Here is a 13,230-nt window from a genome sequence, read left to right as displayed (position 1 = left end):
ACACCCCGGGATATTTCGGGCCAGGAGAAGGCGGCTGCGGCGTGGCAAGGCTGACCTCGGATATCTGGGTTTCGGCCTATCTGGCGCGGCTGCGGCTGGCCGATATTCCGGCCTTCGTCGTCACACGGGGCGATGCCACGGCGGGCGCCGTTCTGGTGAAGCTCAACACGCTGGACGGGCAGGCCAGGGTCTATCAGCGCAGTTTCGACCTGATGAGCGGGGAGCGGGTCTGGATGGTTCTGGCCGAGGGGCCGGAGCCGGAGGTGGACGAGGCCATCGCCCGCCAGCGCGGCTTTGATCCCGATCTGTGGGTGATCGAGGTGGAGGACCGGCAGGGGCGCCATCTGCTGGACGAGCCGGGGCTTTCGTGACTTTCTTGCCTCCGGCGGGAGTATTTCTCCCAAGAAGAAGGAGGCGCAATGGAGTGGCGTGACCAGGGTGCGGTTCTGGCGGTGCGGCGGCACGGGGAAAGCGCGGCGATTGTCGAGCTTTTCACCGAGGCGCATGGCCGCCATGCCGGCGTGGTGCGCGGCGGCGCGGGGCGCAGGATGGCGCCGCTGCTGCAGCCCGGCGCGCAGCTGGAGGTCACCTGGCGGGCGCGGCTGGAGGATCACTTGGGCGCCTATGCGGTGGAGCCGCTGAAGTCTCGCGCCGATCTGATGTCCGACCGGGTGGCGCTGGCGGGCCTGAACGCGGTCACGGCGCTGCTGCATTTCTCGCTGCCCGAACGCGCGCCCCATCCGGTGCTATACCGCAGGACCATAAGCGTGCTGGACATGCTGGGCCGCTCGGAGCTGTGGCCGCTGGCCTATCTGCGCTGGGAGATGGCGCTGCTGGAGGAGCTCGGTTTCGGGCTGGACCTGTCGGCCTGCGCGGTGACTGGGACGCGCGACGATCTTGCCTATGTCTCGCCGAAATCGGGGCGCGCGGTGAGCGCCGAGGGGGCCGGCGAATGGGCCGAGCGGCTGCTGCCGCTGCCGCCCGAGATGCTGGGCGCGGGCGACGGCGCGCGCGAAAACGTGCTGGCAGGGCTTGGCATCACGGGGCATTTTCTGGCCCGATGGCTGGCGCCTGCGCTGGGCGACAGGCCGCTGCCAGAGGCACGGGCGCGGCTGGTGGACATGTTGGGGAGAACGACATGAAGAGCTATGCGGAGCTGCGCGCCATCGCGGTGGCGCGAATAGGAGAGGCCGCGCTGGAGGCCGCCCTGGCGGAGCTGCCTGCCCGGCCCCTGGCCGGGCTGAGCGATGATCGTATCCTGGCGGGGTTCGCGCGCGCGGTGTTCCAGGCGGGGTTCAGCCGCAAGGTGATCGCGGCGAAATGGCCGGCCTTCGAAGAGGCGTTCCACGACTTCGACATCGGGCGCAACGCGCTGATGTCGGAGGAGGAGCTGGACGCGCATCTGGCCAATCCGGCGATCGTCCGGCACGGGCCGAAAATCCTGTCGGTGCGCGATAACGCGGTCTTCCTGTCCGATCTGGCGCGGGCGCATGGATCGGCGGCGGCCTATCTGGGCAACTGGCCGCATGAGGACACGGTCGGCCTGTTCGAGCTGCTGAAGAGGCGCGGGTCGCGGCTGGGCGGGTTGACCGGGCAATATGCGCTGCGCCAGCTCGGCTACGGCAATTTCGTGCTGACGCAATCGGTGGTGGCGGCGCTGACGCTGGCCGGGGTGCTGGAGGGCGCGGCGGGTTCGAAGAGCGCGCAGAGAAAGGCGCAGGCGGCGTTCGATGCCTGGGTCGCGGAAAGCGGCGAGAGCCACGCGCGGATCAGCCGGACCTTGGCCTTCGCCGTGCCGGACTGAGCGGCCCGAACGGAACATCCGGCCCGGTCGCGCGGGCCGGTCGCGTTGTCGCGCGGGCTCAGCCCAGCAGGCGGCGGGCGATGACCTGGGCCTGGATCTCGGCCGCGCCCTCGAAGATGTTGAGGATGCGGGCGTCGCACAGGATTCGGCTGATCGCGTATTCCAGCGCGAAGCCGTTGCCGCCGTGGATCTGCAGCCCGTTGTCGGCCGCGGCCCAGGCGACGCGGGCGCCCAGCAGTTTCGCCATCCCAGCCTCAAGGTCGCAGCGGCGGTCGTGGTCCTTTTCCCAGGCCGAGAAATAGGTCAGCTGGCGCGCGACCATGATCTCGGCCGCCATCATCGCCAGCTTGCCGGCGACGCGGGGGAACGCGATCAGGGATTTGCCGAACTGCTTGCGGTCCTCGGCATATTGCATGGCTACCTCAAGCGCGGACTGGGCCACGCCGACGGCGCGGGCGGCGGTCTGGATGCGGGCGGATTCGAAGGTCTGCATGAGTTGCTTGAATCCCTGGCCCTCGACCCCGCCGAGCAGGTTCTCGCCCTTCACCTTGAAGCCGTCGAAGCCCAGCTCGTATTCCTTCATTCCGCGATAGCCCAGCACCGCGATCTCGCCGCCGGTCATGCCGGGGGTGGGGAAGGGATCGTTGTCGGTGCCCGGCGTCTTTTCGGCGAGGAACATCGACAGGCCGCGGTAATCGGTGGTGTTCGGATCGGTGCGCGCCAGCAGGGTCATCACATGGGTGCGGGCGGCATGGGTGATCCAGGTCTTGTTGCCGGTCACCTCGTAATCCTCGCCCGTCTTGACCGCGCGGGTGCGCAGGGCGCCGAGGTCGGAGCCGGTGTTGGGCTCGGTGAAGACGGCGGTGGGCAGGATCTCGCCGCTGGCGATCTTGGGCAGCCAGTGCGATTTCTGTTCGTCCGTGCCGCCGCACAGGATCAGTTCGGCCGCGATCTCGGACCGGGTGCCGAGGCTGCCGACGCCGATATAGCCACGCGACAGCTCCTCTGAGACCACCACCATCGAGGCCTTGGACAGGCCGAGCCCGCCGAGGTTTTCCGGGATGGTCAGGCCGAACACACCCATCCCGGCCAGTTCCTCGATGATCTCCATCGGGATCAGCTCGTCCTTGAGGTGCCATTCATGGGCGTGCGGCACGACCTTTTCGTCGGCGAAGCGGCGGAACTGGTCGCGGATCATCTCCAGTTCGTCGTCGAGCCCCGTGGCGCCGAAGGTGGCGTGGCCGGCGTTGTCGCGCATCAGCGCGACCAGGCGCCCGCGCGCGGCGGCGCTGTTGCCGAAGGCGATCAGCGTGGCGCAGGCCGCCTGTGCGGGCAGGTCGGGGGTGATGCCGAGGTCGGTCAGCCGGGCGATCTCGCCCTGGCTCATCGGGATGCCGCCCTGGATCTGGTTGAGATACTCGCCGAAGGCGATCTGGTGGATCAGCGCCTCCATCTCGCCGAACCGGCCCTCGGCGTCGAGCCGCGTGGCCCAGCCCTGCATCTGGCGCAGCGCTTCGACATAGGTGGCGAGCCAGGCCAGCGCGTGGGCGGCGTGCTGGTGCTCCTCCAGACGCGCGGCCGAGACGCGGCCATCGACGGTGACGGCGGCGCGCAGAGTGGACGTGGCCTGTTCGAGCAGCGCCTCGGCCGGGGCGACCGCGGCGCCGGTGAGCGCCAGAACATCGTCGAGGCGGGCGCTTTCGGGGGCGACGCGGGGCAGGTCTTGTCCATCATGCGGCATGAATCGGCTCCTTCGTGATCGGTCGGGGACGGCATAGGCTTTTCGCAGGTGCAGCGCAAGAAAAATTCAAGCTAGCATGCCATTTTGAACGAAAGTGTCTTTGCGATTTTGCGGTGCAGCGATCATTCAGCCGGGTTATAGCGTGTCCCGAAAAGAGGATGCCATGCCAACAGATTTCTCCGGGTTGCCGCCCGCGTTTCTTGCCGCCGCCTTCGTCGTTACGCTTTTCGCGGGCTTCGTGAAAGGCGCGGTGGGATTTGCCATGCCGATGATCATGATCTCGGCCCTGAGCAGTTTCCTGCCCGCGCCGGTTGCGCTGGCCGCCCTGATCGTTCCCACGGTGCTGACCAACATCGCGCAGGCCTGCCGCGGCGGCGTGGGCGCGGCCGTCGAATCGATCGTCACCTACAAGCGCCTGATCGGCTCCGTGGTCCTGTTCATCTTTCTCAGCGCGCCGCTGGTGGCGGTGTTGCCCGACGCGGCGCTCTACCTCCTGCTCGGCGGGCCGATCCTGCTGTTCACGGTCACCCAGCTGCTGGGCAAGCAGCTGATCCTTCCGGCGCATCGCCGGCACCGGGCGGAGGTGATGATGGGCGCGCTGGGCGGCTTCTTCGGCGGGGTCTCCGGGGTCTGGGGACCGCCGGTGATCGCCTATCTGCTGAGCTTCAACACCGAAAAGACCGAAGCCCTGCGCGTGCAAGGCGTGGTGTTCCTGCTCGGGGGCGTGATGCTGCTGGTCTCGCATGTGGGATCGGGGGTACTGAACGCCCAGACCGCGCCGCTGTCCGTGGCGATGGTGGTGCCGGCGGGCCTGGGCATGTGGCTGGGGTTCAAGGTGCATGACCGGCTGGACGCGGCGCGCTTCCGCAAGGCGACGCTGTTCGTCCTGTCGCTGGCCGCCGCCAACCTGATCCGCAAGGGGCTGATGGGGTAGGGGCAGGGTCCGCCGTGGCCCGGCAGGCCAGGGCCCGCGCGGCAGACCGCCCCGGGGCGGAAACAAAGCCGAATTCAATTCTCGCGCAGCCAATGCGACCCGCGGTCCGGGCAGCGCCCGACCCTTCCGCCGGGAGGGCGCCGCCTCTTGCGGGGACGCGGCAACGGCGCCGCCTGCCGAAGCCACGCCGCCCGATCCGCGGATCTGACCGAAAAAAGAAACCCCGGCGCGGCGGCCGGGGTTTCGGTGGTCGCAGAGGAGAGGCGCCTCAGCCGATGGCCGCGGCTTTCACGTCCTCGTCGATATAGGGCACATATTGCGCGAAGTTCTCGGCGAACATGGCGACCAGCTTCCTGGCCTGCGCGTCGTATTCCTCGTTGACGCTCCAGGTCTTGCGCGGGTCGAGCAGGACGTCGGCCACGCCCTCTACATGCACCGGCACCTCGAAGCCGAAATTCGGGTCCTTGCGGAACTCGGCATCGTTGAGCGAACCGTCGAGCGCGGCGCTCAGCAGCAGGCGGGTGTCGCGGATCGGCATGCGCGAGCCCGCGCCATAGGCGCCGCCGGTCCAGCCGGTGTTGACCAGCCAGCAGGTGGCGCCATGCTTTGCGATCTTCTCGCGCAGCAGGTTGCCGTAGACCTCGGGCCGGCGCGGCATGAAGGGCGCGCCGAAGCAGGTCGAGAAGGTGGGCTCGGGCTCGATCACGCCCTTCTCGGTGCCGGCCACCTTGGAGGTGAAGCCCGACAGGAAGTGATACATTGCCTGCGCCGGCGTCAGCCGCGCGATCGGCGGCAGCACGCCGAAGGCGTCGCACGTCAGCATGATGATGTTCTTGGGATGGCCGCCCAGCGAGGTTTCCGAGGCGTTCGAGATGTAGTGCAGCGGATAGGCGCAACGCATGTTGGCCGTCAGGCTGTCGTCCTCGAAGTCGAGTTCCCTGGTCTCCGCGTCATAGACCATGTTCTCGATCACGGTCGCGAACTTGGTCGTGGTGGCGTAGATCTCGGGCTCGGCCTCGGCGCTCAGATTGATCGTCTTGGCATAGCAGCCGCCTTCGAAGTTGAAGGTGCCGGTGTCCGACCAGCCGTGCTCGTCATCGCCGATCAGCGTGCGCGACGGGTCGGCCGAGAGCGTGGTCTTGCCGGTGCCCGAGAGGCCGAAGAACACGGCGGTGTCCACCGGGTTGTCGATCGCGTGGTTGGCCGAGCAGTGCATCGGCATGATGCCCTTGCCGGGCAGGATGTAGTTGAGCAGCGTGAAGACCGATTTCTTGATTTCGCCGGCATATTCGCTGTCGGCGATCAGGATCAGCTTCTTGTCGAAGTTCAGCGCGATGACGGTCTTGGTGCGGCAGCCGTGGCGCTCCGGGTCGGCCTTGAACGACGGGCAATTGAGGATCGTGAATTCGGGCAGGTAGCTGTCGAGTTCCTCGCGCGCGGGGCGGCGCAGCAGGTGGCGGGCGAACAGGCCGTGCCAGGCCATTTCCGTGACCACGCGCACATCCAGACGCTGCGCCGGGTCGGCGCCGCCATAGAGGTCATGCACATAGTAGTCGCGGCCCTTCATGTGCTCCAGCATGTCGGCATGCAGGCGGTCGAAGGCCTCGGGGTCCATCGGCTTGTTGTTGTCCCACCAGATGCTGTCCTCGACCGACGGCGTGCGCACCACGAACTTGTCCTTGGGCGAGCGGCCGGTGTGCTCGCCGGTGGCGACCAGCAGCGCGCCGCCGTTGCCCAGCGTGCCTTCGCCGTTCTTCAGCGCGGCTTCGACCAGCGCGGGCTCCATGAGGTTGTAATAGACGTTCCCCAGCCCCGAGATACCTTGATCTTCCAAGCGCTGCGAGGGATTGACCCGTCCGTTCATCTGCATGCTCCTGACACCGTCCGCGCATCCGCGGATCAAGAAAATTCCACCGCCGGCGCAAGGGTGGCTTGCGTCGCGAAACTGGGCCTTTGGGGCCGGTGGCGCCCCTATAACATGAGGTTTCCGCAAAGGAACAGGGCGGTTTTCATAGTTAGCGCAACCACTTGTCGAGGGCTGGGCGAACCCTTGCCGATGCGCCTCGCCGCCGGGCCGCGTGGCATTGATGCCGCCCCCTGCCGCGCGCCCTTGGTGATGCAAATTGGCAATGTGTCAATCTTTTTCGATTCAAATCGGGTCCGGGAGGGGGGTGATTCGCGGATACCGCTTGATTCCCGCTGATGAAAAAGGGAAAAATGAGGCAAAAAACAGGCATAGAGCAGAACAAAAAGGGAAGTTTCCATGTCAAGGATCGCACTCGTTGACGACGACAGGAATATCCTGACGTCGGTGTCCATGACCCTTGAGGCAGAAGGGTTCGAGGTTGAGACCTACAATGACGGCCAGACGGCGCTGGACGCTTTCAACAAGCGCCTGCCGGACATCGGCGTCTTCGACATCAAGATGCCCCGGATGGACGGCATGGACCTGCTGCAGCGGGTACGCCAGAAAACCAACATGCCGGTGATCTTCCTCACCTCCAAGGATGACGAGATCGACGAGGTGCTGGGCCTGCGCATGGGTGCCGACGACTATGTGAAGAAGCCGTTCTCGCAGCGCCTTCTGGTCGAGCGCATCCGCGCCCTGCTGCGCCGGCAGGAGGCGATCGCCTCCGACAGCGGCCCGGCGCCCGAGGAGAGCAAGGTGATGGAGCGCGGCCAGCTGCGGATGGACCCGCTGCGCCACGCCGTGACCTGGAAGGGCAAGGACGTGTCGCTGACCGTGACCGAGTTCCTGCTGCTGCAGGCGCTGGCCCAGCGGCCCGGCTTCGTCAAGAGCCGCGACCAGCTGATGGATGTCGCCTATGACGATCAGGTCTATGTCGACGACCGCACCATCGACAGCCACATCAAGCGGCTGCGCAAGAAGATGCGACAGTCGGACCCCGATTTCGCCGCCATCGAGACCCTGTACGGCATCGGCTATCGGTACAATGAAGAGTGACACCCGGTTTGGGGACAGCCTTGCGCGACACAAGATCACAGCATGATGCGGATGTGCTGCTCGGTGAGGACTGGGTGGCCCCCGATGTCACGATCGACACCGAGGTCCGGCGGCGGCGCGCAAGGCGGAGCGCCATAGCGCTGAACCGCTCGCCGCTGGCGCGCAAGATCATCACCTTCAACCTGCTCGCTCTGGTGGTCCTGGTGGCCGGCGTGCTCTATCTGAGCCCCGGCCGCGACAGCCTGGTCAAGCAGCGCGAGGCCGCCTGCATCGCCCAGGCCGAGCTGATCGCCGACGTGTTCGAGGCCGGGGTTCCGGCGCTCGGCCCGGTCAGCCTGAGCGCCGGCGACGGGATCGACGCCCAAGGCACGCTGGCGTCGCTGGACATGGCCCGCGGCATCGAGGTCTACCTCTTCGATCCCGCGCAGCAGCTGGTCGCCTCCTCCGAGGGGCTGCCGCGCCGGGCCGCGATCCCCGTCGCGCGTGACGGCCGTTCGACCATGATCACCGATTTCCTGAACTCGGTCTGGGAGACCCTGGCCGGGGTTTTCAGCCAATCCGAGGCGCCCGAGGTCCCGCATGACGTGCTCGGCCAGGCGCGGGCGCTGTCGCAGCGCGCGCTGCAGGGTCAGACCGCCGTGAACTCGGTCGTCGACACGGCGGGCCGGACCTTCTTCACCGTCGCCACCCCGATCCGGCGCGGCGACGAGGTTCTGGGCGTGGTCGCCCTGGCCAGCGCCGCCGGCGAGATCGACGCCTTGGTGCGGACCGAGCGCGAGCAGGTTCTCCAGATGTTCGTGATCGCCATCCTGGTGTCGATCGGTCTGAGCCTTGTTCTGGCCTCGACCATCGCCAACCCGCTCTCCGATCTGGCCGCCGCTGCCGAGATCGGGCGCGACAAGAACGCCCGCAAGATGAGCCCCTCGCGCGTGCGCATCCCCGACCTGACCGCCCGGCCCGACGAGATCGGTCGGCTGTCGGGCGCGCTGCGCGGCATGGTGACCGCGCTTTACGACCGGATCGACGCGAACGAGCAGTTCGCCGCCGACGTGGCGCATGAGATCAAGAACCCGCTGGCCTCGCTGCGTTCGGCGGTGGGTACGCTGCGTCTGGCCAAGCGGCCCGACCAGCGCGACAAGCTTCTCGACGTGATCGACCACGACGTGCGGCGGCTGGACCGGCTGGTCAGCGACATCTCCAACGCCTCGCGGCTGGACAGCGAGCTGGTCAAGGAAGAGGAAGAGAGCTTCAACCTGGTGCAGCTCTTGCAGAACCTTTCCGATCACCTCGGGGCTGAGGCCAAGACCAAGGGTGTGGATTTCATCTCCGACCTGCCGCCCGAGCCGGTGATCATCCAAGGGCTCGAGGCGCGGCTGGCGCAGGTCTTCGTCAACTTGATCACCAACGCCGTGTCCTTCTGCGAAGAGGGCGACGCGGTGCGGGTCTGGGCGCGCAAGCGCGACAACCGCGTCCTGGTGGTGGTCGAGGATACCGGCCCCGGCATCCCCGACCAGGCGCTGACCAAGATCTTCAACCGATTCTATTCAGAACGCCCCGCCGGGCAGTTCGGCGATCATTCCGGCCTCGGGCTGGCGATCTCCAAGCAGATCGTCGAGGCGCATGGCGGCGTGATCTGGGCGGAGAACATCCGCCCGACCGATGCCGACGTCACCTCCGAGCCGCTGGGCGCGCGTTTCGTCGTGGGCCTGCCGGTCTGACCGGCCGCGATGACCGGGCCGTCCATCCTCCATGCCAGTTGCGTGGCGCTTTCGGGTCGCGGCGTGCTGATCCTGGGGGCCTCGGGCGCGGGCAAATCGGCGCTGGCGCTGGAGCTGATGGCCCGCGGCGCGGCGCTGGTGGCCGATGACCGGACCTGCCTGCGCGCGGGGCCGGGCGGGCTGGTGGCCTCGGCCCCGGCCAGCATCGCCGGGCTGATCGAGGCGCGCGGCGTCGGCATCCTGCGCGCGGACGCCGTGCCGCAGGCCGAGGTCGTGCTGGCCGTCGATCTGGACCGCGTCGAGGCCGAGCGCCTGCCGCCGCCGCGCGAGATCCGCCTGCTGGACCGCAAGGTCAGCTTGCTTCACAAGGTCGAAAATGCCCATTTCCCCGCAGCGATCCTGCAATATCTAAAGCGGGGAAGGAGTGCCTGATGACGCCTGACGCCTTTGAGACCAGTTCCCACGATCGCCCGGCCGCGCACCGGCTGGTGCTGATCACCGGGCCCTCGGGCGCGGGGCGCTCGACCGTGCTCAAGGCGCTGGAGGATCTCGGCTACGAGGTGATCGACAACCTGCCGCTGACGCTGGTGCCCCGGCTGCTGGACGGTCCGCCGCTGGGGCAGCCGCTCGCGCTGGGGCTGGACCCGCGCAACCGCGATTTCAGCGTCGCCGCGCTGGCCGATCTGGCCGCGCAGTTGCGCGCCGCCCCCAATGTCGACGTGGAGATCGTCTTTGTCGACTGCCAGGGCGACGTGCTGCTGCGCCGCTTCTCCGAGACCCGCCGCCGCCATCCCCTCGCCCCCGCAGAAAGCCCCGCCGAGGGCATCGCGCGCGAGCTTGACCTGCTGGGGCCGGTGCGCGCGCTGGCGGACATGCTGATCGACACCTCGGAGCTGACCCCGCACGAGTTGCGGGCCGAGGTGGCGCGCTGGTTCGGCACCGCCGGGGCGCCGCGGCTTGCCGTCTCGGTGCATTCCTTTTCCTACAAGCGCGGCGTGCCGCGCGGCGCGGATATGGTCTTCGACTGTCGTTTCCTGCGAAACCCCTACTGGGAGCCTGCCCTGCGCGGACTGGACGGTCAGGCGGAAGAGGTCGCGGCCTACGTCGCGCAGGACGCGCGCTTCCAGCCGTTCTTCGACAAGGTGCTGGATCTGGCGCTGCTTCTGCTGCCGGCCTACCGCGACGAGGGCAAGTCGCATCTGTCCATCGCCTTTGGCTGCACCGGCGGCCAGCACAGGTCGGTCATGGTGGTGGAAAAACTGTCCAATGCGCTTGCGGATGCCGGTTGGCGGGTGTCTAAGAGACATCGTGAACTGGAGCGACGGGGGCCTGCGACCCCCGGAACGGGAACTGGATCGGGGTCGGCCGGGTGATCGGTATCGTGATCGTTGCGCATGGCGGGTTGGCCAGGGAATACCTGGCCGCGGTCGAGCATGTGGTGGGCAGGCAGCCCGGCATCCTCGCCATCTCGATCGAGCCCGACCATGACCGCGCCCTGAAACAGGCCGAGATCAAGGCCGCCGCCGATGCCGTCGATACCGGCGACGGGGTGGTGGTGGTGACCGACATGTTCGGCGGCTCGCCCTCGAACCTGTCGCTGCGCGCCTGCGATCCGGAGGATCGGGTGATCCTTTATGGCGCCAATCTTCCGATGCTGATCAAGCTGGCGAAATCGCGCCGCATGGCGCTGGAGGATGCGGTGGAGGGCGCGCTGGCCGCCGGGCGCAAATACATCGACGCCTTCGACGGACCAGCAGGAAAACGGCACTGAATGAGCAATACCATCACCCGCAATCTGGACATCATCAACGAAAAGGGCCTGCACGCGCGGGCTTCGGCGAAATTCGTGGAAACGGTCGAGGCGCATGACGCCCGGGCCGAGGTCAGCCGCGACGGGCTCAGCGCCTCGGGCGATTCCATCATGGGGCTTTTGATGTTGGCAGCCTCGAAAGGAACCTCTATTCAGGTTCAGACCAGCGGGCCCGAGGCCGAGGCGCTGGCCGACGCGCTGGAGGCGCTGGTTGCCGACCGGTTCGGCGAGGAGATGTAGGGCGGCAGGCAAGGAGCGGCGGCGGTTTGGTTGACAGTTCCCAACACAGGCCGGCACTGGTTCATCGCAAGCCCGGCTCTCTGGTGGGGCAGGGCGACGGACGGAATCTCGCCGATCAGCCCTATGACCGCCGGCGCCTGTCCTATGCCCACACCTTCGACAATCCGTTTCAGGTCGCCACCATACAGGCGATGGAAGTCCTGACCGGCAAGATGCGCCTGCTGCGCCTGATCCGCAGGTTCGAGGCGATGGGCGTGCCGCACGGCCAGGCCTTCTGGAAACAGGCGCTTGAGGTCATGGGGATCGAGCTGCGGACCCCGCCGGAGCAGATCGCCAACATCCCCAAGGACGGGCCGCTGGTGATCGTGGCCAACCACCCGCACGGGCTGGTCGACGGCATGGTTCTGGGCGAGCTGATCGGGCGGGTCCGCACCGATTACAAGATCCTGACCCGCAACCTGCTGACGGGGGTCGGCGAGATCGAGCAGTTCATGATCCCCGTCCCCTTCGCCCATGAGGCGGATGCGCTGCAGCAGAACCTCGATATGCGCCGGCGCGCGATGGAACACCTGAAGGACGGCGGCGTGATCGTGCTGTTCCCCTCGGGCGTGGTGGCCTCGTCGGACACGATGTTCGGCCCGGTGATCGAGCGCGACTGGAACCCCTTCACCGCCAAGATGATCCTGCGCTCCGGCGCAAGGGTGCTGCCGATCTTCTTCCCGGGGCAGAATTCGCGCTGGTACCAGATGGCCAACCGCGTCTCGCCGACGCTGCGCCAAGGGCTGCTCCTGTTCGAGGTGGTGCATGCCCTGAACAAGCCGCAGGCGCCGGTGGTGGGCGCGCCCATCGACCGGGCCGAGATCGACGGCTGGTCGAGCAACCCGCGCGGCTTCGTCGCCTGGCTGCGCGCGCAGACGCTGGCGCTGCAGCCCTGAGCAGGGGCAATCCTTCCGCGAAGAACTGGTGTGATTCTTCGCAGAAAAACTTGAATCAGCGGGTGGGGACCGGCACCTCGCCGCGGTAGTCGTAGAAGCCGCGCCCGGTCTTGCGGCCCAGCCATCCGGCCTCGACATATTTCGTCAGCAGCGGGCAGGGGCGATACTTGGTGTCGGCCAGCCCGTCATGCAGCACGTTCATGATCGCCAGGCAGGTGTCGAGCCCGATGAAATCGGCCAGCTCCAGCGGCCCCATCGGATGGTTGGCGCCCAGCTTCATCGACTCGTCGATGGATTTGACGGACCCCACCCCTTCATAGAGCGTGTAGACCGCCTCGTTGATCATCGGCATCAGGATGCGGTTGACGATGAAGGCGGGGAAATCCTCGGCGCTGGCGGCGGTCTTGCCCAGGCTCTCCACCACCTTGAGCAGGGTCTGGTAGGTCGCGTCGTCGGTAGCGATGCCGCGGATCAGCTCCACCAGCTGCATCACCGGCACCGGGTTCATGAAATGGAAGCCCATGAATTTTTCCGGCCGGTCGGTGCGGCTGGCCAGTCGGGTGATCGAGATCGACGAGGTGTTGGAGGTCAGGATGGTCTCGGGCTTGAGATGCGGCAGAAGATCCTCGAAGATCGCCTGCTTCACCGTCTCGCGCTCGGTCGCGGCCTCGATGATCAGGTCGCTGCCGCCGAGGTCGGTCAGGGTCACCGTGGTGGCGATGCGGGCCAGCGCCGCGGCCTTGTCCTCGGCACTGATCTTGTCGCGGCTGACCTGGCGCTCGAGGTTGCGGTCGATCACCGCGATCGCCTGGTCCAGGTTATCCTGCGAGATATCGTTCAGCAGCACGTCATAGCCCGCCACCGCGAAGACATGGGCGATCCCGTTGCCCATCTGCCCTGCGCCGACGATCCCGACCGTCTTGATGTCCATGGCTGACCCCTTCTGATGCCGCGCAGACCATAGGCCCGCGCGGGCGCCGCGTGCAAGCCCGAAGGGCCGTTCGCATTCGTTTCAAATTGCGGCTTTAGCCATTTGGAAAGCCTCGGCGTCCAGTCTTGAGACGGGTGAGTCGCAATACGAGA

At 67.1% G+C, this 13,230-nt stretch carries 13 protein-coding genes and 1 pseudogene; 11 read left to right on the top strand and 3 right to left on the bottom strand.

Translation table 11 applies throughout. The annotated features are described in order from the left end of the window. Window positions 1–41 precede the first annotated feature (41 nt). From KCI33_RS05335 to KCI33_RS05325, 3 genes are read left to right on the top strand one after another with little or no spacing between them, the layout of a single operon-like run. Complete coding sequence (locus KCI33_RS05335) at window positions 42–371, top strand: DUF1491 family protein (RefSeq protein WP_212523729.1); 330 nt, start codon at window positions 42–44, stop codon at window positions 369–371. Between the two features lie 48 nt (window positions 372–419). After that, the gene (recO, locus tag KCI33_RS05330; RefSeq protein ID WP_212523728.1) at window positions 420–1,142 is read left to right on the top strand and encodes a DNA repair protein RecO; all 723 of its coding nucleotides are present in this window, start codon (window positions 420–422) and stop codon (window positions 1,140–1,142) included. After that, the gene (locus tag KCI33_RS05325) at window positions 1,139–1,804 is read left to right on the top strand and encodes a DNA-3-methyladenine glycosylase I (protein WP_212523727.1); all 666 of its coding nucleotides are present in this window, start codon (window positions 1,139–1,141) and stop codon (window positions 1,802–1,804) included. The genes recO and KCI33_RS05325 overlap by 4 nt, the downstream gene beginning before the upstream one ends. Before the next feature lie 58 nt (window positions 1,805–1,862). Here KCI33_RS05325 and KCI33_RS05320 read toward each other — a convergent pair whose 3' ends face one another. After that, on the bottom strand, window positions 1,863–3,545 hold the full coding sequence (locus KCI33_RS05320) for an acyl-CoA dehydrogenase family protein (RefSeq protein ID WP_212523726.1): 1,683 nt from the start codon (window positions 3,543–3,545) through the stop codon (window positions 1,863–1,865). A gap of 163 nt (window positions 3,546–3,708) precedes the next feature. On the opposite strand from KCI33_RS05320, the gene KCI33_RS05315 reads away from it, so the two are divergent. Beyond that, window positions 3,709–4,479, top strand: coding sequence for a sulfite exporter TauE/SafE family protein (locus KCI33_RS05315; RefSeq protein WP_212523725.1), 771 nt, complete (start codon window positions 3,709–3,711; stop codon window positions 4,477–4,479). A 268-nt stretch (window positions 4,480–4,747) separates the two neighbouring features. Here KCI33_RS05315 and KCI33_RS05310 read toward each other — a convergent pair whose 3' ends face one another. Beyond that, on the bottom strand, window positions 4,748–6,343 hold the full coding sequence (locus tag KCI33_RS05310; protein WP_212523724.1) for a phosphoenolpyruvate carboxykinase: 1,596 nt from the start codon (window positions 6,341–6,343) through the stop codon (window positions 4,748–4,750). A 399-nt stretch (window positions 6,344–6,742) separates the two neighbouring features. On the opposite strand from KCI33_RS05310, the gene KCI33_RS05305 reads away from it, so the two are divergent. The 7 genes from KCI33_RS05305 (at window position 6,743) to KCI33_RS05275 (ending at window position 12,147) form a co-directional block, all read left to right on the top strand. Further along, the gene (locus tag KCI33_RS05305; RefSeq protein WP_212523723.1) at window positions 6,743–7,444 is read left to right on the top strand and encodes a response regulator transcription factor; all 702 of its coding nucleotides are present in this window, start codon (window positions 6,743–6,745) and stop codon (window positions 7,442–7,444) included. Between the two features lie 53 nt (window positions 7,445–7,497). Continuing rightward, window positions 7,498–9,162 (top strand): sensor histidine kinase, encoded by a 1,665-nt coding sequence (locus KCI33_RS05300; RefSeq protein ID WP_212523722.1) that lies wholly within the window; start codon window positions 7,498–7,500, stop codon window positions 9,160–9,162. A 9-nt stretch (window positions 9,163–9,171) separates the two neighbouring features. Next, a complete protein-coding gene (locus tag KCI33_RS05295; RefSeq protein ID WP_212523721.1) occupies window positions 9,172–9,594 on the top strand; it encodes an HPr kinase/phosphatase C-terminal domain-containing protein in 423 nt (140 codons plus the stop codon). Beyond that, entirely contained in the window at window positions 9,594–10,535 is a 942-nt protein-coding gene (gene rapZ / locus KCI33_RS05290) for an RNase adapter RapZ (protein ID WP_212523720.1), read from the top strand. Before KCI33_RS05295 ends, rapZ begins: the two co-directional genes overlap by 1 nt. Further along, on the top strand, window positions 10,532–10,933 hold the full coding sequence (locus tag KCI33_RS05285) for a PTS fructose transporter subunit IIA (protein WP_212523719.1): 402 nt from the start codon (window positions 10,532–10,534) through the stop codon (window positions 10,931–10,933). The genes rapZ and KCI33_RS05285 overlap by 4 nt, the downstream gene beginning before the upstream one ends. Further along, complete coding sequence (locus tag KCI33_RS05280; RefSeq protein ID WP_212523718.1) at window positions 10,934–11,212, top strand: HPr family phosphocarrier protein; 279 nt, start codon at window positions 10,934–10,936, stop codon at window positions 11,210–11,212. Between the two features lie 80 nt (window positions 11,213–11,292). Further along, window positions 11,293–12,147, top strand: a complete 855-nt coding sequence (locus KCI33_RS05275; RefSeq protein ID WP_249138928.1) for a lysophospholipid acyltransferase family protein — start codon at window positions 11,293–11,295, stop codon at window positions 12,145–12,147. 55 nt (window positions 12,148–12,202) lie between these two features. Here the strand turns inward: KCI33_RS05275 and KCI33_RS05270 are convergent. Beyond that, window positions 12,203–13,114, bottom strand: a pseudogene (locus KCI33_RS05270) (3-hydroxybutyryl-CoA dehydrogenase); the annotation flags it as partial. Between the last annotated feature and the right edge of the window lie 116 nt (window positions 13,115–13,230).

It is taken from the genome of Actibacterium sp. MT2.3-13A (genome assembly GCF_018139985.1).
Taxonomy (GTDB): Bacteria; Pseudomonadota; Alphaproteobacteria; order Rhodobacterales; family Rhodobacteraceae; genus JAGSOU01.
Note: the sequence above shows the minus strand (reverse complement) of the source record. Positions and strands in the feature narration are given on the sequence as shown.